Raw genomic sequence first — 25,084 nt, forward strand, 5'->3', positions numbered from 1 at the left:
AGCCTTTTGGGTGACTGCGCGTGCTCGAAACGTGGTGCTAGCCTCCGTCTTGGCACCGTCCGAACTGGATCATTCAGCGGAACACGAAAGGGTGTTCCTCCTTTGTCGCGAGCCAATCATCAGCTACCCCCTTGTCTTTTTCACTGCCCACGCAACCCGACTAGGAAGAATGGCGGCACGTTGTGACCGACACGGTGGAGTCGAATCTTGGCGTAGAGAACGGTGATCAACAGCAGAGCCTTGCCACCGCGGCGGCGCGGAATCTGGCGACGACCACCAAATCCGTTCCGCAGATGCAGAGCATCACCTCGCGCTGGCTGCTGCGGATCCTGCCGTGGGTGCAGGCCCAGGGTGGGGCCTACCGGGTCAACCGGCGGCTGAGCTACACCGTCGGCGACGGCCGGATCGCGGTCACCAACACCGGTTCACAAACCAGCATCGTCGGGCCCGATCTGGTCGAACTGCCGCTGCTGCGCACATTCGACGACGAGGAGGCGCTGCACGCGCTCGCCGGTCGCTTCCAGCAACAGGAGTACCAGCCCGGTGACGTGATCGCCGAGTTCGGCCACGAGGCCGAGTTCGTCTACGTCGTGGCGCACGGCAAGGTGAACAAGATCGGCACCGGCGAGTACGGCGATCTGACCGTGCTCGGCACGCTCGTCGACGGCGACTATTTCGGTGACCAGGCACTCGTCCAGGATCAGAGCATCTGGGAGTTCACCGCGAAGGCGGTCACGCCGACGATCATTCTCGCATTGCCGAAGCGGGCATTCCAGGAATTGCAGGACCAGTCCGACGCGTTGCGTGAACACGTGACGGCGTATCGGGAAAGTCCGTCAAAAGCGCAGAACGTGCACGGCGAAGCGGAGATCCACCTCGCGTCCGGTCACGACGGCGAACCGGAACTGCCGGGCACGTTCGTCGACTACGAACTCGCACCGCGGGAATACGAACTCAGCGTCGCCCAGACCGTGCTGCGCGTGCACACCAGGGTCGCGGATCTGTACAACAAGCCGATGAACCAGACGGAGCAGCAGCTGCGGCTGACCATCGAGGCGCTGCGGGAACGCCAGGAACACGAGCTGATCAACAACGGCGACTTCGGCCTGCTGGCCAACGCCGACCTCAAACAGCGCATCCCGACGCGCAGCGGCCCGCCGACGCCGGACGACTTCGACGAACTGCTGGCGACGGTGTGGAAGGACCCGATGTTCATCCTCGCCCACCCGCGCGCGATCGCGGCGTTCGGCCAGGAGTGCAACAAGCGCGGCCTCTACCCGCAGAGCATCGACCTCAACGGCAACCAGGTCCCGTCGTGGCGGGGCATCCCCGTGTTGCCGTGCAACAAGATCCCCATCTCCGACACCCGCAGCACGCAGATCATCGCGATGCGGGTCGGCGAGCAGAACCAGGGCGTCATCGGCCTGCACCAGACCGGCCTGCCGGACGAGTACCAGCCCGGGCTGTCGGTGCGGTTCATGAACATCAACGAGAAGGCGATCATGTCGTACCTGGTGAGCGCCTACTACTCGGCGGCGATCCTGGTACCGGACGCGCTCGGCGTGCTCGAGAACGTCGAACTGGGCCGCGTCGAGTGACTCGTGCCCGGCAGCGCGGACAGTAGATCGGTCACCCCCTTCCCCTCGGCCACCAGACCTTGACCGTTGCCACACCTGTCCACCCAGTCGGCCGTCGGCGCTCCCAGCGGCTGGGCACGGCAGAAGGTGTGGTGCCCTCACCGGTCAAGGTGGCCGAGCGGGCGCTGGCCGATGCGCGGCCCCACCGCGGGCCATCGATTCGCTCGGCATCGGCCAGCGTCGAATCCCCGGCTTTTCGTCCCCACCGCTCAACTGATCAACTAGGAACAAGGCGGTCGAACACGTGACACAGGTCGAGAACCCCCAGTCGCAGCAACAGATGAGCCTCGGCACCCAGGCCGCGCGAAATCTGGCGACGACGACCAAGTCCGTACCGCAGATGCAGGGGATCACGCCGCGCTGGCTGTTGCGCGTCCTGCCGTGGGTACAGGCCGAAGGTGGCGCCTACCGGGTGAACCGGCGACTGACCTACGCCATCGGCGACGGACTGGTCAGCTTCACCAGCGCCGCGGGGCGGATCAGCGTCGTCCCGCCGGAGCTGCGGGAACTGGCGCTGCTGCGCTCCTTCGAGGACGACGATGCGCTGGCCGCGATCGCCGAACGGTTCGAACAACAGGAGTTCGAGGCAGGTGACCTGATCATCCAGAAAGGACAGGCCGCCGACCGGCTCGTGCTGATGGCACACGGCAAGGCCAGCAAGATCGGTCTCGGCGAGTACGGCACGGAAACCGTGCTCGACACCCTCGGCGACGGCGAGTACTTCGGCGAGCAGGCGCTGACCGGGCACCGCGACGAGTGGAGCTTCACGGTCAAGGCCAAGACCCGCTGCATCGCGATGACGTTGTCCCGCCAGGAGTTCGACCGCATCACCCTGCGGTCCGAGTCGCTGCAGGCGCACCTGGCCGAAGTCGCCCGGCTGCGCGGCAAGGCGAGCAACCACAAGGGCGAGGCCGAGATCGAGCTGGCGTCCGGGCGGTCCGGCGAGTACCTGCTGCCGGGCACGTTCGTGGACTACGAGCTCAAGCCGCGCGAGTACGAGCTGAGCGTGACCCAGACGGTGCTGCGGATCCACACCAGGGTGGCGGATCTGTACAACAAGCCGATGAACCAGACCGAGCAGCAGCTGCGGCTGACGGTCGAGGCGCTGCGCGAGCGGCAAGAGTACGAGATGATCAACAACCGGCAGATCGGCCTGCTGCACAACGCCGACCTCAAGCAGCGCATCCACACCCACTCCGGCCCGCCGACCCCGGACGACATGGACGAGCTGATCTCGCGGCGGCGCAAGACCCAGTTCATCCTCGCGCACCCCAAAGCCATCGCCGCGTTCGGCCGCGAGTGCAACAGCCGCGGGATCTACCCCAACACCAAGGAAATCGACGGCAGGATCGTGCAGACGTGGCGTAACATCCCGTTGCTGCCGTGCGACAAGATCCCGGTCAGCGACACCGGCCGCACCTCGATCGTCGCGATGCGCACCGGCGAGAAGAACCAGGGCGTGATCGGCCTGCACCAGACCGGCCTGCCCGACGAGTACGAACCCGGCCTGAACGTGCGGTTCATGGGCGTCGACGAGCGCGCGATCATGTCCTACCTGGTCAGTGCCTACTACTCGGTCGCGGTGATGGTGCCGGACGCACTCGGCATCCTCGAGAGTGTCGAGCTCGGGCGTTGACGCCATGACCACTCGTGAAGTGACGGCCGAAAGCCGTACCCCCCGGGAAGTACTGGCCTGGAGCAGGGACCTGGTCGAGCCCGCCACCCGCGCCGCGGTGGAGACGTTGCCGGAATCCATGCGGAGGATCGCCGGCTACCACTACGGCTGGTGGGACGAGCACGGCAGGCCCGCGGACGCGTCCGGTGGCAAGGCCTTACGGCCCACGCTGACCCTGCTCGCGGCACAGGCGGTCGGCGGCCTCGCGACGGCCGCCGTACCCGCCGCGGTCGCCATCGAGCTGGTGCACAACTTCTCCCTGCTGCACGACGACGTGATCGACGGTGACGTCACGCGACGGCACCGGCCGACGGCGTGGAGCGTGTTCGGCCGCAGTGCCGCGATCCTGGCCGGCGATTCGCTCGTGACGCTGGCGTTCGACGTGCTCGCCGCGAGCGGGCACCCCGACGCCGTCGAGGGCATGCGCGTGCTCAGCGCCGCCATCCAGCACCTCGTCGAGGGCCAGAGTCTCGACGTGGAGTTCGAGGACCGCAGGGACATCGCGCTGGCCGAGTGCGTGACGATGGCGCACCGCAAGACCGGTGCGCTGATCAGCGCCGCCTGTTCGATCGGGGCGCTGTTCGGCGGCGGGCGCAGTGCGCAGGTCGATCACCTCCGGTGTTTCGGCGACGAACTCGGCCTGGCTTTCCAACTGGTCGACGACCTGCTCGGGATCTGGGGAGACCCCGTGTCGACCGGCAAACCGGTGTTCTCCGACCTGCACAACCGCAAGAAGTCGCTGCCGGTGGTCGCCGCGTTGAACTCGCACACCATCGCCGGGCAGGAACTGGGCGAGCTGTACCACTCGGACCGGCCGCTGTCGGGCACCGACGTGGCACGCGCCGCCGAGCTGATCGACCTGGCCGGTGGCCGGGAATGGTGCCGGGTTCAGGCCGACGACCGGTTGGCCACGGCGATCCACCGGCTGCGGTCGGCCGATCCGCCCGCGGGCCCAGCCGCCGAACTGTCCGGGCTGGCCGGCCTGGTCACCCACCGCGACCACTGACCGGTCTTTGCTGAAGGGCAGCTCCGCCATGCAGGTCAAGGTGTTGCTCGCGTCGCCGCGGTCGTTCTGCGCCGGGGTCGAGCGAGCCATCGAGATAGTCGAAGAGGTGCTGCGGCACCGAGAACCACCCGTCTACGTGCGCAAGCAAATCGTGCACAACAAGCACGTGGTCGCTGACCTGCAGACGCGGGGTGCGGTGTTCGTCGACGAACTCGACGCCGTGCCGGACGGCGCGACTGTGGTGTTCTCGGCACACGGTGTCTCCCCCGCGGTGCGTGCCGAGGCGCAGCGGCGTGAGCTCGACGTGATCGACGCGACGTGTCCGTTGGTCACCAAGGTGCACGCGGAAGCACGCCGGTTCGCCGCCCGTGGCGACACGGTCGTCCTGGTCGGCCACGCCGGGCACGAGGAGGTGGACGGCACGCTCGGCGAGGCGCCGGACCAGACCGTGCTGGTGGAGACCCCGCAGGACGCCGAGGCACTGGACGTCCCCGATCCGGCGAAGGTGTCGTACCTGATGCAGACCACGCTGGCGGTCGACGAGGCCGCTGAAGTCGTGTCCGCGCTGCGGGCCCGCTTCCCCGAGCTGAAGGGCGCGGCGTCGGACGACATCTGTTACGCCACAACGAACCGCCAGAACGCGTTGCGGGCGATCGCCGAGGAGTCCGACCTGGTGCTCGTGGTCGGTTCGACGAACTCGTCGAACTCCGTGCGGCTGGTCGAACTGGCGCGGCGGCACGGCACCACCGCCTACCTGATCGACGACGTCAGCGAGATCAAGGCGAAGTGGCTGGCCGGGGTGCGTGTCGTCGGCATCACCGCGGGCGCGTCCGCGCCACCGGGCCTGGTCGACGAGGTGGTCGCCGCGCTGAACCCGATCAGCGTGGAGAACAGGGAGATCACCAAGGAGACCATCCAGTTCACGCTGCCGCCCGCGGCGAGGCGACCATGATCTCGGACCCCGCTGATCTGGTGTCCCGTTCCCCGCACGACCTGGCCGTGCTGGCCGGCGAGATCCGGGACCTGCTCATCGACAAGGTGTCGCGCTCCGGCGGGCACCTCGGGCCGAACCTCGGTGCGGTGGAGCTGACCATCGCACTGCACCGGGTGTTCCGCTCCCCCGACGACGTGCTGCTGTTCGACACCGGGCACCAGGCGTACGTGCACAAGATCCTCACCGGCCGTGCGGCGGACTTCGACACCTTGCGGCAGCCCGGCGGCCTGTCCGGCTACCCGTCGCGCTCGGAGTCCGACCACGACGTGATCGAGAACTCGCACGCGTCGACCGCACTGTCCTATGCGGACGGTTTGGCCAAGGCGTTCTCGTTGCGCGATTCCCACCGCCGGGTGGTGGCCGTGCTCGGCGACGGCGCACTCACCGGCGGGATGTGCTGGGAGGCGTTGAACAACATCGGTGCCGCACCGGACCGGCCGGTGGTCGTCGTGTTGAACGACAACGGCCGCTCGTACGCACCGACGATCGGTGGCATCGCCAGCCACCTCGCCACGCTGCGGCACGAGCGGAAGGGCAACTTCTTCGAGGACATGGGCCTTGCCTACGTCGGCCCGGTGGACGGGCACGACATCCCCGGACTTGAGCAGGCGCTGCGCGGGGCGGTCCGGCTCAACCAGCCGGTCGTGGTGCACTGCCTGACCCGCAAGGGAAAGGGCTATCCCGCGGCCGAACAGGACGAAGCGGACCGGCTGCACGCGGTCGGCCCGGCAGGCGCCGCCCGCAAACCCACGTGGACCTCGGTGTTCGCCGACGAGATCACGGCACTCGGCGCCCAGCGCGACGACCTGGTCTGCATCACCGCCGCGATGGCCGAACCGGCCGGGCTGGCCGGGTTCGCGGCCCGGTTCCCCGACCGGATCTTCGACGTCGGCATCGCCGAGCAGCACGCGGTGACCTCGGCCGCCGGTCTGGCGATCGGTGGGATGCACCCGGTGGTGGCCGTGTACTCGACGTTCCTGAGCCGCGCGGTCGACCAGGTGCTTATGGACGTCGCCTTGCACCGCTTGCCAGTCACGTTCGTGCTCGACCGGGCCGGGGTGACCGGGCCGGACGGGCCGAGCCACCACGGCATGTGGGACTCGTCGATCCTGCCTGTCGTGCCCGGCCTGCGGCTGGCCAGCCCGCGCGACCCGGCGCGGCTGCGGGAGTTGTTGCGTGAAGCGGTCGACGTGCACGACGGGCCGACTGTCGTCCGCTACCCGAAAGCCACAGCAGGTCCGGACATCCCGGCCGTGCGGCGGACCGGCCACTGCGACGTGCTGCGGGAAACCCCGGCGGCGCAGGTGCTGCTGGTGGCGGTCGGGCCGCTGGCTGCCGCGTGCCTCGAAGCCGCGGACGAACTGGCCGAGCACGGCGTACCGGTGACCGTGGTCGATCCGCGCTGGATCGCCCCGGTCGACCCGAGCCTGCTGAAGCTGGCGGGCAAACACCGGCTGGTCGTGGCCGTCGAGGACACCACCACCCCCGGCGCGCTGGGCGGACGGATCGCGCAGGCGTTGGCCGCCAACGGTTCGGACACGTGTGCGGCGACGTTCGCGCTGCCGCCGAGATTCCTGCCGCACGCGTCCCGCGCGGAGATCCTGCGGGCGCACGGCCTTGACGCGGCCGGCATCACCACCACTGTGCTCAAACGCCTGGAGGCACTGTCTTGACCCTGGTACAGCTTGGCCCGCCGTCGCTGCGCAGGCAGTCCCGCCAAGTGCTCGTCGGTGACGTCCCGGTCGGCGGGAACGCTCCGGTGAGCGTGCAGTCCATGACGACGACCTTGACGTCCGATGTGGACGCGACACTGCAGCAGATCGCCGAGCTGACCGCGGCGGGGTGCCAGATCGTCCGGGTGGCCGTGCCCTCGCAGGACGACGCGGACGCCCTGGCCCGGATCGCCAAGCGCGCCACCATCCCGGTGATCGCCGACATCCACTTCCAGCCCAAGTACGTGTTCGCCGCGATCGACGCGGGCTGCGCCGCGGTGCGGGTCAACCCGGGCAACATCCGGCAGTTCGACGACAAGGTGCGGGAAATCGCGTCGGCGGCAGGCGACGCGGGCGTGCCGATCCGGATCGGCGTCAACGCCGGATCGCTGGACAAGCGTTTGCTGGAGAAGTACGGCAAGGCCACGCCGGACGCGCTGGTGGAGTCGGCGCTGTGGGAGTGCTCGCTGTTCGAGGAGCACGGGTTCCGCGACATCAAGATCTCGGTCAAGCACCACGACCCGGTGGTGATGATCGACGCGTACCGCAAGCTGGCCGCGCGCTGCGACTACCCGTTGCACCTCGGCGTGACCGAAGCCGGGCCGCGGTTCCAGGGCACGATCAAGTCCTCGGTCGCCTTCGGCGTCCTGCTCGCCGCCGGGATCGGCGACACGATCCGGGTGTCGCTGTCCGCGCCGCCGGTCGAGGAAGTCAAGGTAGGCGCCCAGATCCTGGAGTCGCTCGGGCTGCGGCCGCGGCGGCTGGAGATCGTCTCGTGCCCGTCGTGCGGGCGCGCGCAGGTGGACGTCTACAAGCTGGCGGAGGAGGTCACGGCCGCGTTCGACGGCTTTCCCGTGCCGCTGCGCGTCGCGGTGATGGGCTGCGTGGTCAACGGGCCCGGTGAGGCGCGGGAAGCCGATCTCGGCGTGTCGTCCGGCAACGGCAAGGGCCAGATCTTCGTCCGGGGAGAGGTGATCCGGACCGTGCCGGAGAGCAAGATCGTGGAAACCCTGATCGAGGAGGCGATGAACCGGGACTGGAGTACTAATGTGTAACGCCGTGCGAGAAGTCCAGCAGAAGGTTGCCAAGGCCGCTGACAAACTCGGCCTCCATGCCAACGCGCCCACCCTGACACTGGCGTTGCTGTCGGAGATGGGCCGGTTGTCCGACGAAGTGCTTGCCGCGACGGCGAACGGGCGCCGTCCGTTCCGCCCGACCGAAGGCTGGGAGCAGCGGCTGGCCGACCTGGCGTTCACCGTGATCAACCTGGCCGACCAGACCGGGGTCGACCTGTCGGCCGCGCTGGACGGCACGATCGCGCGGCACGAGGCGAACGCCAAACCGGTCGACGACCTGCCCGGCTGGTAATTCGGTTTGCCCGGTCCGCCCGGCTGGACTTGGATGGCGGAATGGTTTCCTCCATCCACAACGTCTCGGTCGACGCGCTGGACGCGTACGGGCTGGCCGAGTTCTGGAGCAAGGTCTACGGCAAACCGGTCGACGACGCCGACAAGCCGGGCGACCCCGAGGTCGCGATCAGCCTCGGCGGCGGCGTGAACATGTTCTTCCAGCAGGTTCCGGAGTCGAAGTCGATCAAGAACCGGATGCACATCTGCCTGCGCCCGGACGGCTCCACCCGTGACGAGGAGGTCGACCGCCTGCTCGAGCTCGGTGCCACGATCTTCGAGGACCACCGCAATCCGGACGGCACGGGCTGGGCGGTCCTGCACGATCCCGAGGGCAACGAGTTCTGCGTGGAGCGCAGCGCCGCCGAACGCGGCGAGGTGTGACGGCCTCGCCCTGCCCCACGTAGGGCGAGGCCGACGGGTCAGCGAGCTCGTGTCTGGTACCCGGAGCTGCCGCGCGCCGGGGCGGCCTGCGCCGCACCTGGTCCCCCGGTGAACGCAAGCGCTCCCGTCCGTGACGCGGTTGCCGACGGCTTTCTCCGCATGATCCATCTCCCCAGTTCAGCCGGTACACCGGATACCGGTCCCCCACTCTGACCGGCCCGGCTCCAGGTCGTAAGAGTTACCGCGCATTTCGGTCCGACCAGCCCGCGTCCCGTGCCCCTTCCGGGCGTATCGGATGCAGCGTTCAGGGGCGTGATTTCGCTGGCGGCAGCGAGGCGGTTGTGCGATCGTGCGCGGATGGGGACTCCACCACGGCTCGTGCCGTTCCTTGACCAGTTCGACTTCGCCTGCGGCCGTCTGATCCAGCGGTTGACCGGCCCGTCGGTGGACAGCGGTGACGGCAACGAGGTGCCGGTCGAGCCCCTGACGGACGCCGAGTACCTGTGGGAGCCGGTGGCGGGATCGTGGTCGATCCGGCGGCGCTCGGCCGGACCGGGTCCAGGTGCGACGGTCCTCGCGGGCCGGGGCGAGTGGGGACGTGACGGTGGCCGTCCGCATCCCGTGCCACCGCCGGTCACGACGATCGCCTGGCGCCTGGGGCACCTGAGCGAGATGCTCGTGGCGCGCGCCGACCACGTGCACGGCACCCACACGAAAAGTGAGGACGACTACGAGCACGTCGGGGACGCCGCAGCGGGCATCGCCGCGTTCGAGCGCGGCGCCGCGGCCTGGCGGTCCGCTGTGGACAGTGCGGACGATGCCGCGCTGGACACAGTCGGCTACAGCACCTATCCGGCCGGTAGCGATCCCGAGGTGCCGTTCATCGAGATCGTGTGGTGGATGAACCAGGAAGTGCTGCACCACGGCGCCGAGATCGCCCTGCTGCGCGACCTCTACCGCAGGATGCGGTAGCTAGCTCTCCTTGTGCCGCTGGTAGTAGCGGGACACGCGGACGCGGTTGCCGCACAGGTTCGGCGAGCACCAGCGTCGGCGCGGGTGCGCGGGGAGGAAGATCAGGACGCAGTCCGGGCCCTCGCACGAGCGGATCCCGGTCACCGACGGGTTCGTCAGCAGCTCACACGCGGCCTCCGCCAGTTCGGCGAGCAGCCGGGCGTTCTCGTCGCCGACGCGGCGCGTGCTGGTGGTCAGGGCGCCACCGTCCCACGCGAGCGAGCGGTAGGCCGGTGCTGCGCGCATCGCGGAGTTGAGCGCGTCCAAGGCCTCAGCATGGGGTTCCGCGCCTCGGCGAGCACTCGCCACGGCGGTCGCCACGTGGCCCCGCAGCGTCCGGATCGCGGCCAGGTCCGGGACGTCCGGCCTGGTCAGGCGACCTTCTTCGGCGGTGAGCCAACGCTGGAACATCTCGGCTGACGTCGTCAGGTCGCCTTCCGACGTGACCGTGTTGATCAGGTCGATCGCCAGCGGCTCACCCACCACCATGTCCATGCCTCTAATGCTACATCACCCCCTTGACACATTAGGCTAATGTTAAGTTGAGTCAAGGAGGCATGTGAAATGCTCGAGTACAAGACCGCCGAGGTCGACGGAGCACGCGTCTTCTACCGCGAGGCCGGACCTCGCGACGCACCGGCACTGTTGCTGCTACACGGGTTCCCGTCCGCGTCACACCAGTTCAGGGGCCTGTTCGACGCGCTGGAGGACCGGTTCCACCTCGTCGCGCCCGACTACCCCGGCTTCGGCCACAGCGATGCCCCCGAAGGCCGGTACACGTTCGACTTCCTCGCTGATGTCGTGGAGAAGTTCGTCGAAGCGATCGGACTGTCCCGGTTCGCCATGTACGTCTTCGACTACGGCGCACCCGTCGGCTTCCGGCTCGCGACGCGGCACCCGGAATGGATCACCGGCCTGGTCGTGCAGAACGGCAACGCCTACGAAGAAGGCCTGGGCGAGCAGGCGAAGGCGTTCATCTACAGCCAGAACGAAACCGAAGTGCGCGGCATGCTGACCGAGGAGTTCACCCGCTCCCAGTACGAGACCGGCGCCCGCGGTCCGGTCGCCCCGGACGGCTGGGTACTCGACCAGTACTTCCTCGACCAGCCGGACCGCGCGGCGATCCAGGTGCAACTGGCGTTCGACTACCACACGAACGTCGAGAGCTACCCGCGGTGGCAGGCCTGGTTGCGCGAGCACCAGCCGCCGACGCTGGTCGTCTGGGGCCGCAACGACCCGTTCTTCCTGACCGAGGGCGGCGAGAAGTACCGGGACGACGTGCCGGACGCCGAAGTACACCTGTTCGACACAGGGCACTTCGCGCTGGAGGAGGACCTGGACGAGATCGCGGCGCTGATCGCCGAGTTCCTCCCGACTTTGCGCCCCTGAGCCTTTATCGGCAATTTATCCGGCCGCGGTACAGAATGTCCGTACCGGGGAAGGAGAGCCGATGCGGGTCCTTGTGGCCGAGGACGAGGAGATGCTCGCCGACACCATCGCCGACGGCCTGCGCCACATGCACATGGCGGTGGACGTCTGCTACGACGGCGACGCGGCGATGGAGCACGTCGCCGTGCACCGCTACGACGTCGTCGTCCTCGACCGCGACCTGCCCGAAGTGCACGGCGACGAAGTCTGCCGCCGGATCGTCGCAGGCGACGGCGAGACACGCGTGCTCATGCTCACCGCCGCGGCGTCCATCCGGGACAGGGTCGACGGGCTCGGCCTCGGCGCGGACGACTACCTCACGAAACCGTTCGCGTTCGCCGAACTGGTCGCCCGGGTGCACGCCCTGTCGCGCCGGGCGCATCGCGCGTTGCCGCCCGTGCTCGACCGGGAAGGCCTCCGGCTGGACGCCGCGAAACGGTACGCGGAGCGCGACGGACGGACACTGTCGTTGTCGCCCAAGGAGTTCAGTGTCCTGGACGTCCTCATGCGAGCACCCGAGGGCGCTGTGGTCAGCGCGGAAGAGCTCCTGGAAAAGGCATGGGACGAGAACACGGACCCCTTCACGAACGTGGTCAGGGTCACCGTGATGAACCTGCGCCGCAAACTGGGCGAACCGCCGGTGATCCACACCATCCCGGGCGCGGGATATCGCTTCGGTTCGTGAAGGCGGCCGGTTCGCGTCATCCATGGTGGTGGACACCGAAATGGTACTTCGTTCGATCGGCGACCGCGCTCGTGACACCGTGGACCACGTGAACACCGTTCCCTCCTTCGAACTCCAGCGCGTCGCGAGCGAGTGCGTCGAACTGGTCGACGCGCAGTTCCAGCGACAGCTGGACTGGAGCGTGGACAGTCTCTAATCGCTCGACGAGGTGTGTGCCGAACTGTCGGCTGTGGAGCCACTCGGCGGCGAACGCTTCGACCTGTGGTGGCAGTTCGTCGGCGCATACACCGGCCAGGTCATCGTCGAAACCCACGGCGGCCAGTGGATCACGCACGACCAAGCACCCGGCGCCTGCGCCGTGGCAGTCAACGGCGTCGTCGGTTTCCCTTTCACCGTGGCGAACAAGGTGCTGTCAGGCGAGCCGTACAAAAGCCTCGCCAGCCTCACGCGAAGCCTGCCCGCCATCGCCCGGCGCCAGACCGAGGGATGACGCTCGATTTCAAGTCCGTCGACTGGCAGTCCGTACCGGGCGCCCTGGAGTTCCACCGACCGGAGTGATCACGCCTGGCTTACGCCACCTGGCTGACGCAACCGGGATGGCGGCAGCAGCCGATGCAGCCTCGGCGGCGGACTCGTCCGCGGGCACACCGCCGCCGCCATGCCGCTGCGGATTCTGCCGGACACCGTGGACACGGACACCTGCAGCGAAAGCAGGACCTGAGGGCTGTTGGAAGAGTCGATGCAGTTCGCCCCTTTCGATGAGTACGCCCGTGTCAGTGTCTCTTTCGGAACCGCCGCGCCGATCTGGTGCGCTGTCGCGCACCGCATCCATGCGCTGGGCGGGCTTTGTCTCTGCCTCATCCCTGAAAACCGCGGTCAAACACCGTCTCGGCCAGGTCCTGGACGGCCATCCGGACGCCACAACGGCCGACCGGCCATCCACTACGACCTGCAGGTCATCACCTCGACGACAGCGAAGAAGGGCAAGTCCAGCACGCCCCAACCCGCCGAACAGGTTGAAACTCAAGCTAGTCCATGAACTGAGGCAATGCCGCTACCACTGAAGGCAGCAGGATGAGATCGACCGGGGCCTGGTCTCGCCGAGTCCGGAAGCGATCGAGTCCGCGGCCTTGGCAGCGGCTCAGAGGCGTTGTTCCGCGTCGCGGACGCGCACGGCCTCCAACGTGGTGGTGCCGAACGGTGGTGCTCGGCCACCGCCTTGTTCGCTCCCGCCCGGCGCAGTGCCCATCGAGGGTGTCTTGGCGATGAACGTCGTGCGGACGGGCTCTCGGGTGGTACATCCCCGGCTCAGGCGCGGATCGCTGAGCTGGAGAACGAGGTCAAGATCCTGCGCGAAGCGGCTACGGCGGTGGAGCAGGTGCTGTCCCCAAAGTCCGCTTCCCCCTCGTGGCCGAACTGGCAGCTGAGGGCGTCCCAGCCAAGCAGGCCTGCCTGTCGCTCGGTGTGTCCGGTCCGGGTTCTACGACGCCCGGGGACGCCCGCCCTCGCGGCGAGCCATTCGGCAGGCGTGGCTGACCGATCAGATCGCCGTGGTGCACGAGGCCTCGCAGAAGACCTACGGGGCGCCGCGGTTGCGTGTGGAGTTGGTCCATGGACAGGGCGTCGTGGTGTCACGCAAGTCGGTGGCGTTGTTGATGCACCCGGCTGGTCTGGCCGGTGTAGCGTTGCGGCGCAGGGTTAACCGCGTACCCAGCCGTGACCGTGACTGATCTGGGCAAACGCCAGTTCCGTCGGGACGGCCCGACCCAACTATGGAGCTTCACCGAACGCACCCGCAGGGCCAGGCTGCTGCCCTCACTGGCCATCGTCGGGGACCCCTGCGACAACGCCATGGCCGAAGCGTTCTGGGGTCGCAGCAGACCGAGCTACTTGACCGGCAACGCCGACGGACCCGACTCGAACTCACGAACGCGACATTGAATACAGAAGGTTTCCACCACCGCCGCCGCAGGCACTCAGCGCTGGACCGGATGAGCCCGCTGGAGTTCGAGACCACTGCCCCCTCGATCCTGATCTCCGCACCGACGAGTCCGTGAAACCGGCGCAACATCACCGAGTCCGTGAAACCGGGACAACCTCGCGGTGTCCGCCAGAACGGGGTAACTCCAGGCGAATGTGTCGGTGGACGTGCTGGGGTGGCGGGGTGTCAGCGTTGACGGGTTGGTTGGGGTACGTCATAGGTCTTCACCTTGAAGGAGTCGTGGAGCCGGAGGCCTGACGGGTTGAGGTTGGCCAGGGCGCGCCCCAGTGACGGTGGGAGGGCTGAGATCGCCCGGGCGCCGTTGACCAGGCCCCATACGCCGAACTTGTTGCGGGGGATCAGGTTTCTGGCTGCCATCAGGGCGAATTCGCGGCTGCGGTAGACGAAGCCGATCATTTCCCGCTCGTAGGCGGCGAAGCCACGTTCGTAGTCATCGCCTGCCGCGGCCAGTTCGCCGGCTAAGACGTAGGCGCCGATGACGGACAGGCTTGTGCTGCCGCCGATGGCTGGGCCTGGGCAGTAGCCCGCGTCTCCGACGAGGGTGACTCGGCCGCGGGACCACGAGTCGAGGCGGAGCTGGGTGATCGAGTCGAAGTAGAACGCCGGTGAGCTCTCGGCCTGGTCCAGCAGGCGGTTCACGTCCGGGTGGAGGCGGTGGAACGCCTGCCGCAGCAAGTGCTTCTGTCGCGGCACGTCACGGTAGTGGTAGTCGAGTTGCTTGCTGCGGAACAGGAACAGCGCACGGGCGTCCGCCATGTGCTGCGCGCTGTAGATCCCCGCCATTCGGTCCACGTCCAGGTGGATGGTGAACTCGCCCTCGGCCGCGAGGGCTTTCGGGACGCTGATCACGGCGAGGTACGCCCCGGCGAACTCGGTGCAGTCGGCTTCCTCGCCGAAGGTCAGCCGCCGCACGTTCGAGTGCAGTCCGTCGGCGCCCACGACGATGTCGAACTCGCGGGGCGCCGAGTTCTCGAACACGACTGCGCCGGTCCCGTCGATCCGGGTGATCGAGTCCCCGAAGACGTACTCGACGTCGCTGGTCGTGGCGTCGTAGTAGATCTCGCTGAGGTCGTCCCGCATGATCTCGACGTGCCTGTCCGAGGTGACACCGTAGATCTTGCCGAGGTCGATCCTGGCTGGTCTGGCCACCCGCGGCCGGTGGACCGTCATCCGCTCGGCGCCTGTGGCCGCCCGTTCGATCCGCGGTAGCACGCCCATTTGCTCGCTGATGTCCATCGCGGGACGGAACAGGTCCACCGCGTGTCCACCTGTCTTGCGCAGCGCGGGCGCACGCTCCACGACCGTGACCTCGTGGCCGTACCTCGCCAACCAGTACGCGAGAACCGGCCCCGCGATGCTCGCCCCCGAGATGAGTACCTTCATGATCCCCCTCTTTCTGACTTACCGGTAGGTCAGACAATACCATGGATCTGACCTACCGGTAAGTCAGGGATCGCTGATGTTGACCTGCCGGTAGGTCACCTACTCTTGTCGCGTGGCCGACACGAAACAGCGCATCCTGAACGCGGCGCGAGAACTCTTCGCCGAGCAGGGTGTGCAGAGGACCAGCCTGCGTGAGATCGCCGAGCGGCTCGGGATCAGCAAACCGGCCCTGTACTACCACTTCGCCTCGCGGGACGACCTGCTGCGCAGCATCATGAAACCCTTGCTCGACGACGCGCAGGCGTTCGTCGACCAGCAGGAGGAGACCCAGCGGGACGCGCCGTCCGGGATGGACAAACGGGCGTTGTTGGAGGGGTACTTCGACTTCCACTACCGCCACCGCCGGGACGTCCGGCTGCTGCTGCAGGAGCTGACCACGCTGAGCGATCTCGGCCTGGTCGAACTCGTGATCGCCTGGCGCAGGCGGGTCGCCACCTTGCTGATCGGTCCGAACCCGACCCTCGCCGAGGCGACCAAGGCCACGATCGCGCTGGGCGGACTGCAGGACTGCACGATCGAGTTCGCCGAAGTTCCCCAGGAAGAGCTGCGGAAAGTGTCCGTCGACGCCGCGTGGGGCGCGCTCGGGCTCGAAGTGATTCCGCCGGACGAGAACCATTCCGGGCATCCCGTCGTCTAGCTGGGCATGACGGACGACGAAGCGGCGTTGGTCCGCCGGATCGCCAAAGGCGACCGGGCGGCCTTCGAGGAGCTGTACCGCCGCACGTCACCGTGGCTGGCTGTGCGGCTGCGCCGCCGTTGTTCCGACGACCAGGTCGTCGCCGAGGTCGTGCAGGAGACATACCTCGCGGTCTGGCGTGCGGCAGGTGGTTTCGCGGGCGCGGCGGTGGACGGCAGCGCGGTCGGGTGGCTGTGGACGATCGCGGCGCACCGGCTGGTCGACGTCTTCCGCAAGCAGGCGAGGCACGCCGAGATCCGGCACGACGCCCCATTGGAAGCGCCTGCCGCGGAGGACGAGGCGCTGGCAGGGACGGTCGGGGCCGAGCTGGGTGCCGCGCTGGACGGCCTGGCACCCGAGCTGCGTGACGTGTTGCAGGCGATGGTGCTCGACGGGCTGACCGTGCGTGAAACGTCGGTCCTGCTCGGCGTGCCCGAGGGAACCGTGAAAACACGGGCCCGCCGGGCACGGATCTTGCTACGGGAGGCGCTGTCATGAGCCACGTGTCGGGGGACCTGGTCCGCAGGTATGTCAACGGGGACAACGGCATACCCGCGGACCAGGTCTGGGCGTTGGAAGCACACATGGAGACGTGTGCCTCGTGCCGTCAGCTCCTGGCGTCCCACGCCGACGGCATCGCTCCTCTGCTGGACACGGTGTGGGCCGGGATCACGCCTGCCGAGGTGCCCGCCAGGCGCCGCCGGCTGTCCACCTGGATCACCCCGGCCGGTTTTCCGTGGGTCGGCACGATCATCCTGATCGCGGCCGTCGCGATGCTGCTCGACACGCTCATGGTGCTGGACACCTCGGTCGTGCTCCTGGTCGCGCCGGTCGCGCCGATGCTCGGTGTCGCGCTGGCTTGGAACAAGAAAGCGGACCCGATGTACGAACTCGTCGCCGGGACGCCCCGCGCGGGTCTCGAACTGGTCCTGCGGCGGACGGTGGCCGTGCTGGTGATCATGATTCCCGTGCTGTTCCTGGCAGGACTGCCGGGACGGGCCTCGCCGGCGCTGTGGTTGTTGCCGTCGCTGGCGTTCACGGCCGGTGCGCTCACTCTCGGCTTGCTCATCGGGGTCACACGTGCCGCCGTCGTGCTCGCCGGGGTGTGGACGCTGGTGAGCGTGGCTCCCGCTCTCGCCGAGAACGACCTGCCGCACGTGCTGCTGCCGGGCAGCCTGCCCTACTGGGCGTTGATCACTGTCGGGTGCGTCGCCGTGCTGGGCCTGCGGGCCGACAGCTTCGCGCGACTGCTGCGTTGATAAAGGGGAACACATTGGGACGCGTGGTGAGGGCGGCGGAAACCGCTCCGACGACGTACGCATCGGAGATCCGGACCTCGGAGCTGCGGGTGCGCGCCGGTCGGCGGACGGCCGTGAACGGCCTGGACCTGTCGCTCGGTATCGGGGTGCACGGCGTCCTCGGCCCGAACGGCGCAGGCAAGACGACCCTGATCCGGTGCCTGGCAACGGTTCTGCGCCCGTCAGGCGGTTCGGTCGAGTTGCTCGGCCGCAAGCCGGGTGGCAGCGACCTGCGGATGCTGCGGCGGGAGATCGGTTACCTGCCACAGCAGTTCGGGTACTACCCGCGGTTCACTGTGCGCGAGTTCGTCGAGTACATGGCGTGGCTGAAGGAGATGCCGAAGGCCGAGATCCCGGGAGCGGTCCAGCGGGCCATCGACCGGGCGAACCTCACCTCCCGCGCCGACGACAAGCTCAAGACGTTGTCCGGCGGGATGGTCCGGCGCGCGGGCATCGCGCAGGCACTGGTCAACAATCCGCGGATCCTGTTGCTGGACGAGCCGACCGTGGGGCTGGATCCCGCGCAACGCATGCAGTTCCGTGAACTGCTGCGCTCGCTGAGCACCGACACCTGTGTCGTGGTGTCCACGCACCTGGTCGAGGACGTCGCCAACGCGTGCACCGATGTCGTGTTGATGAACGAGGGGGGCTTGGTGTTCCAGGGGACACCGGAGACGTTGGCAGCGGCGGGCAGCGAGTCCGACGCAGGCGACAGCCCGGCCGAACGCGGCTACTCGGCACTGCTCGGGCGTGCGTCATGAGGGCGCTGAAGATCGAACTGCGGCGCTCGGCAGCGTTGTGGGCCGGTTTCCTGACGCTGCTGATCGCTTTCGGCGTGTTCTACGGACTGCCCGGGCCGTGGCACAAGGGACCGGACGCGTGGACCGAAGGCTGGACATCCCTGGCCATCTGGCAACGCTGGCTGCTGAACATGTTGTGGCCGTTGGCGTTGGGCGCGGGCGCGTGGCAGGGCAGGCGGGACCGCCGGGCCGAGGTCGACGAGCTGATGGTGACGATGCCCAAGACCGCGGTCCAGCGTGCGGTGCCACCGGTAGCCGCGCTGTGCCTGAGTATGGTCGGCGCGTATCTGGTGATCTTCCTCGTCGGCGCGGCGCAGGTGCTCGGGAACGCCAGCTACTTCCACGCCGACTGGCTGCCGGTGACGATCGTGGGCATGTTGTCGCTGGTCGCAGCGGTGTTGATCGGCATGGGCATCGGGCATGCGCTGCCATATCTGTTGACGGCGCCGATCCTGGCGGTACTGGCCTTCGCCGCGACCACGCTTGCCTTGGTCGGCGGCCCCAGCAGCGGCAGCGTCATCGAGGGAACGGTGTCGCACCAGTTCGCGCTGATGACACCGGTGATCAACAATCCGAACAACCCGTTCCTCGCAGTGGCTGACGGCGTGACCGCGGTACAGGGCTTGTGGTTCCTCGGGCTGGCCGTGACCGGCTTCGGACTGCTCACGTTCGCCGGCCGGAGGGCCCAGGTGCTCGCGCTGGTCCCGGCCGTCGCCGCCGGTGTGCTCACGTACTTCCTGCTGCCGTCACGGGACGGGGTGTTCAAGCAGGACGAGACTGCTTCCGCGCTGGTCTGCGCCGACAGCGGACCGCGCGTGTGCGTGTCCCGACTGCACCAGGACAAGCTCGGCGAGTACGTCGGCCCGGCGCAGGAAGCGTTGACGAAGCTGGCGAAGCTCCCCGGCGGGCCGACCTCGGCGGTGGAGGCACGGACAGGTCCGTTCAAAACCGACTCCCTCCCGCCGTCCGGGGACACCGCGTACTTCGTCATCAGCGACTTCGGGTTCACGAAGCACGTCAAACAGACGATTCTGGCTGGGCCCGAACGAGTCCGGTGCGATAACGGCATAACGGGATACGACAGGTCGGAAGCCAAACGAGCCGTCGTGGCGTCGTGGCTCAACGGCGAACCGAAGCCCGTCTCGCCACGAGAGCTGACCGAAGGGGCGACGGAGATCGCGGGGAAGCTCTGGGACGAAGTCCGGGCAATGCCCGCCGACCAGCAGCCCGCGCGAATCGCAGCACTGCGCGCCGAGGCGCGTGACTGCTGATGCGCCTGCTGGTGTTGTACGCACGGTCTCGCGGGTTGCTCGGGGCCTTCGCGCTCATGCTCGCGTCGGCGATCGGTGTCCGGGCGCTTGACAACCCGGACGACAAGATCTTGCTGTTGGCGCTGGCCATGGGAGTCGCGGCGGTGTCAGCGGGGCTCAGCAGCCCGGACGCCCAACTCGACCGGACCGGTTCGTTGCCGTGGCCGTTGTGGCGCGGCACGCACGTGGTCTTGGGGGCCGCAGTGGTGTTCGGCCTGATCACCGCGGCCGGCTCGTGGGATGCCGGGATCATCCTCCGCGATGCCGCCGGACTGGTCGGGCTGACAGGTTTGGGCGCCCCGTTTCTGGGTAACCAACTCGCGTGGACGCTGCCCGTGGTCTGGGTGGCCGTGTGCGTCGTCGCGGGGCCGACCGACAACGACGTCCTGACTTGGCTGGTGCAAAGCCCCGAGTCGACCGGGGCTTTGCTTACGGCCGCGGCGCTCGGACTGACGGGCTTGGCCGTATATGCCATTCGTGGTCCTAGACATACTTAGTCGCCTCACGTCGGGACAACGGTGACAGGTCTGGGTGCGAGTCGACGAAGACCCGCACCCAGGCCGCGTCCACTTTGGAGTGCTGGCGCAACGCCCAGCCAATTCCCTTGCGCAGGAAGAAGTCCTTGTCGGTGATGTTCGCCTCGATGGTACTGGTGAGCAGTTCGGTGTCGACGTCGGTCTTCGCGCCGACCTGGCAGATGATCGACGTGCGACGGCGCCACAGGTCGGCGTCGGCCGACCACTCGAGCATCATCGGCGTCATGGTCTCCGGATCGGCCTGCAAAATCGGCCCGACGCGGCGGATCGCGATCTCGTCGACGTAGTCCCACCACGCGCCGGTCACGATCATCTCGTCGTACAACGGCATCAGATCCGGGTTCTGCCAGTCCCTGTAGCGGCGGTCGCCGGTCAGGTCCATCGCGACGTAGCGCTCCTCGCGGAACTCGGCTTCACGCCACAGCTCCAACGTGACCGCTACCAGCTCGTCCACATCGGACATCACGTGCTCGGTGAAGAGCTTCTTGGTCAACGCGGCCCGCTCCGGTTTGGCCACACCGCGGTACGGCATCTCGGACTTCATGTACCGCTGCATCTCCGGCGCCTTGCGCGGATCCGCGGCGCGCTCGAGTTCGGTGCGGACCGCGTCGGCCAAACTGCTCATTCCCGGACCATACGCCCGGGGGCCGACAGTTTCGCCCTACGGCTTCGGGGTCAACGAGATCGCCAGGTCAGTGGTCACCTCCGGCAGGACGTCGACGTTGTCGACGTAACCGGCCACGTACCCGCCGACCAGCGTGTTGGCGACGAAGTTCCAGTTCCACGCCCTGAGCCGCGAAAACCTCGCCACACCGTCCTCACCCGAGCACAACGACCTCGAGTACGGGGCCTTGGTCATCCACACGCACGCGCCCTTGATCGGTTTGCCGGTGACCGCGTCCGTGATGGTGGCGCGCACGGAGCCAGGCTTCAGCTCGGTGTCGTCCGCGACGAACTCCTCGCCCGCCCGCACCTGGACGACCTTGGCGAGCTGCCGCTTGATCTGCCCGGGGAACCACTGGTCGGTCTCGTCCTTCCAGATGTACCGGATGTGGTAGTCACCCGGCGCGACCTTGTCGAAGCGGTACCGCCCCGCACTGTCCGGGAACACCGACCCCGACGCGCTGTTGCCCTTGGTGTCGGTGAGAAGGATCCGCACCCCGCCGGTGGAACCGTCGAACTTTCCGGTTATCCGGCCGTGTTCGACCGCGTTCGCGGGCACGGCCAAGCCGATGGTGAACAACAACGCTGTGAGTGCAACAAGAAACGCGCGCAACGAGCCCCCTCGTGTCCATGGTGGATCCCCACTATGCGACACGCGAAGGCCCGCCTGGAAGTACCGTGATCACAGTTGGGCCGATGGGTGGCCGCCCACCGGCCCACTTGGACCGCCAAAAAACGTCGTGAGTGGTTCGTCCGGTTAGAACCGGACGAACCACTCACGAGGTTTTGGTCAGCGAAGTGTGGCGCCGAACCGGTCCGCCACCACGGCGACAGCCGCTTCCTTGGCCGTTGTGGCCTCTTCGACCGTCAGCGTCTTGTCCGGCGCGCGGAACCGCAGCGAGTACGCCAGCGAACGCTTGCCCTCGCCGAGCTGCTCACCGGTGTACACGTCGAACAGCTGCAGGTCCTCCAGCAGGTCACCGCCGCCCGCGTTGAGCGCGTCCGTGACCTCCGCGACCGGCACCGACGCGTCCAGCACCAGGGCCACGTCGAGCAGGACCGGCGGGTACGGCGACACGATGGGCGCGGGCCGGTGCTGCTGGATCGGCAGCAGGTCCAGGTCCAGCTCCATCGCGCACGTGCGCTTCGGCAGGCCGAGCGCCTCGACGACCTTCGGGTGCAGCTCGCCCGCGTGGCCCACCGGGAAACCGCCGACGCGCAGTTCCGCGCAGCGGCCAGGGTGCCACGGCATCAACGATCCGGCTTGGACAGTCAGCTCGACGCCCGCGGTCGCCGCGACGTCGCGTGCGGCCTGGATCGCGTCCGCCCACGTGGCCGGCTCGCCCTTGCCCCACCAGCCCGGGCGCTGGCGGTTGCCGGTCAGCACGGTCGCAACGTGGACCGGCTGCGCGGGCAGCGCTGCCTTGAGCGTGGCGATCTCGGCATCGGTCGGCCGCTGGTCGATCGACACCTCGGGCACCGGCACCTGCTGGGCCCTCGGCAGCACGACCTGGGCGACGTTGAACAGCGACACGTCCCTGATGCCGCGGGACACGTTGCGCGCCAACGCTTCCAGCAGACCGGGCAGCAGTGTCGTGGCCAGCTCGTTGCGGTCGGCCTCGAGCGGGTTGAGCACCTTCACCGTCTGACGGCGCACGTCGTCCGCGGCCAGCCCGAAAGCGTCCCAGGTGGCCGGCGACACGAAGTTCATCGGGTTGACCTCGACGTAGCCGACATCCGCCAGCGTGCGCGCCACGGCACGGCGACGGCGCTGCGACGGGGTCAGGCCACGACCGGCGGGCGCGGCGGGCAGCACGGACGGGATCGTGTGGTACCCCTCCAGCCGCAGCACCTCCTCGACCAGGTCGGCCTGCCGGGTCAGGTCCGGCCGCCAGGTCGGTGGGGTCGCGATCACCGCGGCGCGACCGGCCTCGGTCGAGGTCACCTCGACGCTGCAGCCGATCTGGCTCAGCCTGCGCGCCGTCACGCCACGGGGGTAGTTCACGCCCGCGACGCGGTCCGGCAGGTCGATCTCCATCATCACCGGTCCCGGCAGCTCCGGCCGCCCGACGTCGGTGCGGCCCGGCTGAATCCGGGCTTCGCCGTGCTCACGCAGCAGCTTCGCGGCCAGTTCGGCGGCGGCCGGGGCCAGCGCCGGGTCGACCGAGCGCTCGAAGCGCTTGGAGGCCTCGCTGGGCAGCTTGTGCCTGCGGACCGCGCGCCCGATCGACGCGGGGTCCCAGACGGCTGCCTCGAGCAGGATGTCGGTCGAGTCCTCGCGGACCTCGGTCGACGCGTCGCCCATCACCCCGGCGAGCGACACCGGGCCGGTGTCGTCGGCGATCACGATGTCGTCGGGGTCGAGCGCGCGCTCCACATCGTCCAATGTGGTCAGCTTCTCGCCCGGCTGCGCGCGCCGCACGGTCAGGTTGCCCTTCACCGACGACGTGTCGAACGCGTGCATCGGCTGCCCGGTCTCGAGCATCACGTAGTTCGTCACGTCCACCGCGAGCGAGATGCTGCGGATCCCGGCGAGCATCAGCCGCCTGCGCATGAACCACGGCGTCGGCGACGTCGGGTCGAGACCCGTCACCCGCCGCGCCACGAACCGGGAGCAGCCCCGCTGGTCCTCGATGTGCACGCCGTGCGCCTCGCCCTCGGCGCCCGGCACGTTGATCGCGGCGGGGTCGACCAGGGTGGTCTCGAACGCGATCGCGAGCTCACGCGCCAGGCCGCGCACCGACATGGCGTAGCCGCGGTCGGTCGTGATCTCCAGGTCGATCACGGTGTCCTCGAGGCCGAGCAGCGGCGCGGCGTCGTCGCCGGGGCTGGCCTCGCCGCTGGGCAGCACCAGGATCCCGGAGTGGTCGTCGCCGAGGCCGAGTTCGCTGGCCGAGCAGATCATGCCGTTGGACGTGCGGCCGTAGGTCTTGCGCGCCGAGATCGCGAACCCGCCGGGCAGCACCGCGCCCGGCAGCGCGGCCACGATCAGGTCGCCCTCGGCGAAGTTCGTGGCGCCGCAGATGATGCCGCGGGTCTGGACGTCGTCGTCGTCCTCGCCGTCACCGACGTCGACCTGGCAGTAGCGGATCGGCTTCTTGAAGTCCTTGAGCTCCTCGATCTCCACGACGCGGCCGACCACGAGCGGGCCGGTCACCTCGTCGAGCGAACGCATCTCCTCGACCTCGAAGCCGAGACCGACCAGCGCCGCGGAGATCTCCTCCGAGGTCGCCGTCTCCGGGACGTCGACGTACGCCTTGAGCCAGCTGAGCGGGATCCTCACTCCGCCTCCGTTCCGAACGCCGTCGTGAAGCGAACGTCCCCTTCGACCATGTCGCGCATGTCCGGGATGCCGTTGCGGAACTGCAGCGTCCGGTCGATGCCCATGCCGAACGCGAACCCCGAGTAGACGTCGGCGTCCACGCCGCAGGCGCGCAACACGTTCGGGTCGACCATGCCGCAGCCGCCCCACTCGACCCAGCCCGCGCCGCCCTTCTTCTCCGGGAACCAGACGTCCACCTCGGCGGACGGCTCGGTGAACGGGAAGAAGTGCGGCCGGAAGCGGGTCTTGGACTCCGGGCCGAACATGGCGCGGGCGAAGTGGTCCAGCGTGCCCTTCAGGTGCGCCATCGTGATGCCCTTGTCCACCGCGAGGCCTTCGACCTGGTTGAACACCGGCAGGTGCGTGGCGTCCATCTCGTCGGTGCGGAACGTGCGGCCAGGGCAGACCACATACACCGGCAGTTCGCGGTCCAGCAGCGAGCGGATCTGCACCGGCGAGGTGTGCGTGCGCAGCACCAGCCCGGAGTCCGCGGGCGCGACGTAGAACGTGTCGGACGTCGTACGGGCCGGGTGGTCCGGCAGGAAGTTCAACGCGTCGAAGTTGAACCACTCGGCCTCGACCTCGGGGCCTTCGGCGACTTCGTAGCCCATGCCGACGAAGACGTCCGCGATCAACTCGGACAGCGTGGCGACGGGGTGACGGGCGCCACGCGGCACACGGGCCCACGGCAGCGTCACATCGACCGTCTCGTCGTTCAGGACGCGTTCGTCGCGTTCGATCTCCAGCTGCGCGCGGCGCTCGTCGAACGCCGCCTTGATCGCGGCCTGGGTCTCGTTCACGCGTTTGCCCGCCTCGGAGCGGGCTTTGGGCGCGAGCGCGCCGATCTCGCGGCGGGCGACCATCAACGGCGACTTGTCACCGAGGTGGGCCGGTTTGACCGCGGCGAGGGCTTCGAGGCTGTCAGCGGCGGAAAACTCGGCCTTAGCCTTGTCGACCGCCTGCTGAAGCGTCTCCGGCGCGAGCGCCGCGACCTCTTTAGGGTCGTAGGGGTCGTTGGCTCCGGACATCGGTGCTGGACATCTCCTCGGGTCCACGAGTGCGGGTGCTGTGCCGCCGCGCGGAATCAGGCAACGAC

25 protein-coding genes are annotated in these 25,084 nt (G+C 68.4%); 19 read left to right on the forward strand and 6 right to left on the reverse strand.

The features are described 5' to 3' along the window. Window positions 1–182: 182 nt before the first annotated feature. The 9 genes from AOZ06_RS40335 (at window position 183) to AOZ06_RS40375 (ending at window position 9,786) form a co-directional block, all read left to right on the forward strand. Window positions 183–1,598, forward strand: coding sequence for a family 2B encapsulin nanocompartment shell protein (locus tag AOZ06_RS40335; RefSeq protein ID WP_054294176.1), 1,416 nt, complete (start codon window positions 183–185; stop codon window positions 1,596–1,598). 319 nt (window positions 1,599–1,917) lie between these two features. Then, window positions 1,918–3,273: a family 2B encapsulin nanocompartment shell protein gene (locus AOZ06_RS40340; protein WP_054297281.1), complete on the forward strand. Its 1,356-nt coding sequence runs from the start codon at window positions 1,918–1,920 to the stop codon at window positions 3,271–3,273. 4 nt (window positions 3,274–3,277) lie between these two features. Continuing rightward, window positions 3,278–4,318 carry a family 2 encapsulin nanocompartment cargo protein polyprenyl transferase gene (locus AOZ06_RS40345; protein ID WP_054294177.1) on the forward strand — a complete coding sequence of 347 codons (1,041 nt, stop codon included), beginning with the start codon at window positions 3,278–3,280 and terminating at the stop codon, window positions 4,316–4,318. Window positions 4,319–4,346: 28 nt separating this feature from the next. Continuing rightward, window positions 4,347–5,270 (forward strand): 4-hydroxy-3-methylbut-2-enyl diphosphate reductase, encoded by a 924-nt coding sequence (gene ispH / locus AOZ06_RS40350; RefSeq protein ID WP_054297282.1) that lies wholly within the window; start codon window positions 4,347–4,349, stop codon window positions 5,268–5,270. After that, window positions 5,267–6,985, forward strand: coding sequence for a 1-deoxy-D-xylulose-5-phosphate synthase (locus AOZ06_RS40355; RefSeq protein ID WP_054294178.1), 1,719 nt, complete (start codon window positions 5,267–5,269; stop codon window positions 6,983–6,985). The genes ispH and AOZ06_RS40355 overlap by 4 nt, the downstream gene beginning before the upstream one ends. Next, window positions 6,982–8,079 (forward strand): flavodoxin-dependent (E)-4-hydroxy-3-methylbut-2-enyl-diphosphate synthase, encoded by a 1,098-nt coding sequence (gene ispG, locus AOZ06_RS40360; RefSeq protein WP_054294179.1) that lies wholly within the window; start codon window positions 6,982–6,984, stop codon window positions 8,077–8,079. The genes AOZ06_RS40355 and ispG overlap by 4 nt, the downstream gene beginning before the upstream one ends. A gap of 4 nt (window positions 8,080–8,083) precedes the next feature. After that, on the forward strand, window positions 8,084–8,392 hold the full coding sequence (locus AOZ06_RS40365; RefSeq protein ID WP_054294180.1) for a hypothetical protein: 309 nt from the start codon (window positions 8,084–8,086) through the stop codon (window positions 8,390–8,392). Between the two features lie 41 nt (window positions 8,393–8,433). Then, window positions 8,434–8,814: a VOC family protein gene (locus AOZ06_RS40370; RefSeq protein ID WP_054294181.1), complete on the forward strand. Its 381-nt coding sequence runs from the start codon at window positions 8,434–8,436 to the stop codon at window positions 8,812–8,814. A 357-nt stretch (window positions 8,815–9,171) separates the two neighbouring features. Further along, the gene (locus tag AOZ06_RS40375; RefSeq protein WP_054294182.1) at window positions 9,172–9,786 is read left to right on the forward strand and encodes a DinB family protein; all 615 of its coding nucleotides are present in this window, start codon (window positions 9,172–9,174) and stop codon (window positions 9,784–9,786) included. Here the strand turns inward: AOZ06_RS40375 and AOZ06_RS40380 are convergent, their stop codons facing one another. Beyond that, entirely contained in the window at window positions 9,787–10,320 is a 534-nt protein-coding gene (locus tag AOZ06_RS40380; protein ID WP_054294183.1) for a CGNR zinc finger domain-containing protein, read from the reverse strand. It abuts the gene before it with no gap. Between the two features lie 69 nt (window positions 10,321–10,389). Here AOZ06_RS40380 and AOZ06_RS40385 point away from each other — a divergent pair, with 69 nt between their 5' ends. The 4 genes from AOZ06_RS40385 to AOZ06_RS62370 all read left to right on the forward strand — a co-directional run bounded on the left by AOZ06_RS40385 (window position 10,390) and on the right by AOZ06_RS62370 (window position 13,668). Beyond that, entirely contained in the window at window positions 10,390–11,214 is an 825-nt protein-coding gene (locus AOZ06_RS40385; protein WP_054294184.1) for an alpha/beta fold hydrolase, read from the forward strand. A 61-nt stretch (window positions 11,215–11,275) separates the two neighbouring features. Continuing rightward, window positions 11,276–11,938, forward strand: coding sequence for a response regulator transcription factor (locus AOZ06_RS40390; RefSeq protein ID WP_054294185.1), 663 nt, complete (start codon window positions 11,276–11,278; stop codon window positions 11,936–11,938). A gap of 229 nt (window positions 11,939–12,167) precedes the next feature. Further along, window positions 12,168–12,428 carry a hypothetical protein gene (locus tag AOZ06_RS60790; protein ID WP_225953021.1) on the forward strand — a complete coding sequence of 87 codons (261 nt, stop codon included), beginning with the start codon at window positions 12,168–12,170 and terminating at the stop codon, window positions 12,426–12,428. A gap of 1,042 nt (window positions 12,429–13,470) precedes the next feature. Beyond that, a complete protein-coding gene (locus tag AOZ06_RS62370; protein ID WP_225953765.1) occupies window positions 13,471–13,668 on the forward strand; it encodes a helix-turn-helix domain-containing protein in 198 nt (65 codons plus the stop codon). Window positions 13,669–14,105: 437 nt separating this feature from the next. On the opposite strand, the gene AOZ06_RS40405 is transcribed toward AOZ06_RS62370, so the two are convergent. Next, a complete protein-coding gene (locus tag AOZ06_RS40405; RefSeq protein ID WP_054294187.1) occupies window positions 14,106–15,323 on the reverse strand; it encodes an FAD-dependent monooxygenase in 1,218 nt (405 codons plus the stop codon). 112 nt (window positions 15,324–15,435) lie between these two features. Between AOZ06_RS40405 and AOZ06_RS40410 the strand changes: the two genes are divergently transcribed. From AOZ06_RS40410 to AOZ06_RS40435, 6 genes are read left to right on the forward strand one after another with little or no spacing between them, the layout of a single operon-like run. After that, complete coding sequence (locus AOZ06_RS40410; protein ID WP_054294188.1) at window positions 15,436–16,020, forward strand: TetR/AcrR family transcriptional regulator; 585 nt, start codon at window positions 15,436–15,438, stop codon at window positions 16,018–16,020. A 6-nt stretch (window positions 16,021–16,026) separates the two neighbouring features. Next, the gene (locus tag AOZ06_RS40415) at window positions 16,027–16,557 is read left to right on the forward strand and encodes an RNA polymerase sigma factor (protein WP_054294189.1); all 531 of its coding nucleotides are present in this window, start codon (window positions 16,027–16,029) and stop codon (window positions 16,555–16,557) included. After that, window positions 16,554–17,318 (forward strand): hypothetical protein, encoded by a 765-nt coding sequence (locus AOZ06_RS40420; protein ID WP_054294190.1) that lies wholly within the window; start codon window positions 16,554–16,556, stop codon window positions 17,316–17,318. The genes AOZ06_RS40415 and AOZ06_RS40420 overlap by 4 nt, the downstream gene beginning before the upstream one ends. A gap of 14 nt (window positions 17,319–17,332) precedes the next feature. Next, window positions 17,333–18,118 (forward strand): ABC transporter ATP-binding protein, encoded by a 786-nt coding sequence (locus AOZ06_RS40425; protein ID WP_054294191.1) that lies wholly within the window; start codon window positions 17,333–17,335, stop codon window positions 18,116–18,118. After that, window positions 18,115–19,428 carry an ABC transporter permease gene (locus AOZ06_RS40430; protein WP_054294192.1) on the forward strand — a complete coding sequence of 438 codons (1,314 nt, stop codon included), beginning with the start codon at window positions 18,115–18,117 and terminating at the stop codon, window positions 19,426–19,428. The genes AOZ06_RS40425 and AOZ06_RS40430 overlap by 4 nt, the downstream gene beginning before the upstream one ends. Next, entirely contained in the window at window positions 19,428–19,964 is a 537-nt protein-coding gene (locus tag AOZ06_RS40435) for a hypothetical protein (RefSeq protein ID WP_054294193.1), read from the forward strand. The genes AOZ06_RS40430 and AOZ06_RS40435 overlap by 1 nt, the downstream gene beginning before the upstream one ends. On the opposite strand, the gene AOZ06_RS40440 is transcribed toward AOZ06_RS40435, so the two are convergent. The 4 genes from AOZ06_RS40440 to pheS form a co-directional block, all read right to left on the reverse strand. Continuing rightward, window positions 19,951–20,628: a DNA alkylation repair protein gene (locus AOZ06_RS40440; RefSeq protein ID WP_054294194.1), complete on the reverse strand. Its 678-nt coding sequence runs from the start codon at window positions 20,626–20,628 to the stop codon at window positions 19,951–19,953. The genes AOZ06_RS40435 and AOZ06_RS40440 overlap by 14 nt on opposite strands. 36 nt (window positions 20,629–20,664) lie before the next feature. Next, complete coding sequence (locus AOZ06_RS40445; protein ID WP_054294195.1) at window positions 20,665–21,249, reverse strand: collagen binding domain-containing protein; 585 nt, start codon at window positions 21,247–21,249, stop codon at window positions 20,665–20,667. A gap of 207 nt (window positions 21,250–21,456) precedes the next feature. After that, the gene (gene pheT, locus AOZ06_RS40450) at window positions 21,457–23,949 is read right to left on the reverse strand and encodes a phenylalanine--tRNA ligase subunit beta (protein ID WP_054294196.1); all 2,493 of its coding nucleotides are present in this window, start codon (window positions 23,947–23,949) and stop codon (window positions 21,457–21,459) included. Then, window positions 23,946–25,016, reverse strand: coding sequence for a phenylalanine--tRNA ligase subunit alpha (pheS, locus tag AOZ06_RS40455; protein WP_054294197.1), 1,071 nt, complete (start codon window positions 25,014–25,016; stop codon window positions 23,946–23,948). Before pheS ends, pheT begins: the two co-directional genes overlap by 4 nt. Window positions 25,017–25,084 lie beyond the last annotated feature (68 nt).

The sequence above is a fragment of the Kibdelosporangium phytohabitans genome, assembly GCF_001302585.1.
GTDB lineage: Bacteria > Actinomycetota > Actinomycetes > Mycobacteriales > Pseudonocardiaceae > Kibdelosporangium > Kibdelosporangium phytohabitans.

Coding starts and splice junctions, on each gene's coding strand:
- AOZ06_RS40380 (WP_054294183.1), bottom strand. CDS start 10,320: ATGGACATGGTGGTGGGTGAGCCGCTGGCGATCGACCTGATCAACACG.
- AOZ06_RS40355 (WP_054294178.1), top strand. CDS start 5,267: ATGATCTCGGACCCCGCTGATCTGGTGTCCCGTTCCCCGCACGACCTG.
- AOZ06_RS40440 (WP_054294194.1), bottom strand. CDS start 20,628: ATGAGCAGTTTGGCCGACGCGGTCCGCACCGAACTCGAGCGCGCCGCG.
- AOZ06_RS40375 (WP_054294182.1), top strand. CDS start 9,172: ATGGGGACTCCACCACGGCTCGTGCCGTTCCTTGACCAGTTCGACTTC.
- AOZ06_RS40415 (WP_054294189.1), top strand. CDS start 16,027: ATGACGGACGACGAAGCGGCGTTGGTCCGCCGGATCGCCAAAGGCGAC.
- AOZ06_RS40435 (WP_054294193.1), top strand. CDS start 19,428: ATGCGCCTGCTGGTGTTGTACGCACGGTCTCGCGGGTTGCTCGGGGCC.
- AOZ06_RS40340 (WP_054297281.1), top strand. CDS start 1,918: ATGAGCCTCGGCACCCAGGCCGCGCGAAATCTGGCGACGACGACCAAG.
- AOZ06_RS40405 (WP_054294187.1), bottom strand. CDS start 15,323: ATGAAGGTACTCATCTCGGGGGCGAGCATCGCGGGGCCGGTTCTCGCG.
- AOZ06_RS40430 (WP_054294192.1), top strand. CDS start 18,115: ATGAGGGCGCTGAAGATCGAACTGCGGCGCTCGGCAGCGTTGTGGGCC.
- AOZ06_RS40420 (WP_054294190.1), top strand. CDS start 16,554: ATGAGCCACGTGTCGGGGGACCTGGTCCGCAGGTATGTCAACGGGGAC.
- AOZ06_RS40385 (WP_054294184.1), top strand. CDS start 10,390: ATGCTCGAGTACAAGACCGCCGAGGTCGACGGAGCACGCGTCTTCTAC.
- pheS (WP_054294197.1), bottom strand. CDS start 25,016: ATGTCCGGAGCCAACGACCCCTACGACCCTAAAGAGGTCGCGGCGCTC.
- AOZ06_RS40370 (WP_054294181.1), top strand. CDS start 8,434: ATGGTTTCCTCCATCCACAACGTCTCGGTCGACGCGCTGGACGCGTAC.
- AOZ06_RS40390 (WP_054294185.1), top strand. CDS start 11,276: ATGCGGGTCCTTGTGGCCGAGGACGAGGAGATGCTCGCCGACACCATC.
- AOZ06_RS40345 (WP_054294177.1), top strand. CDS start 3,278: ATGACCACTCGTGAAGTGACGGCCGAAAGCCGTACCCCCCGGGAAGTA.
- ispH (WP_054297282.1), top strand. CDS start 4,347: ATGCAGGTCAAGGTGTTGCTCGCGTCGCCGCGGTCGTTCTGCGCCGGG.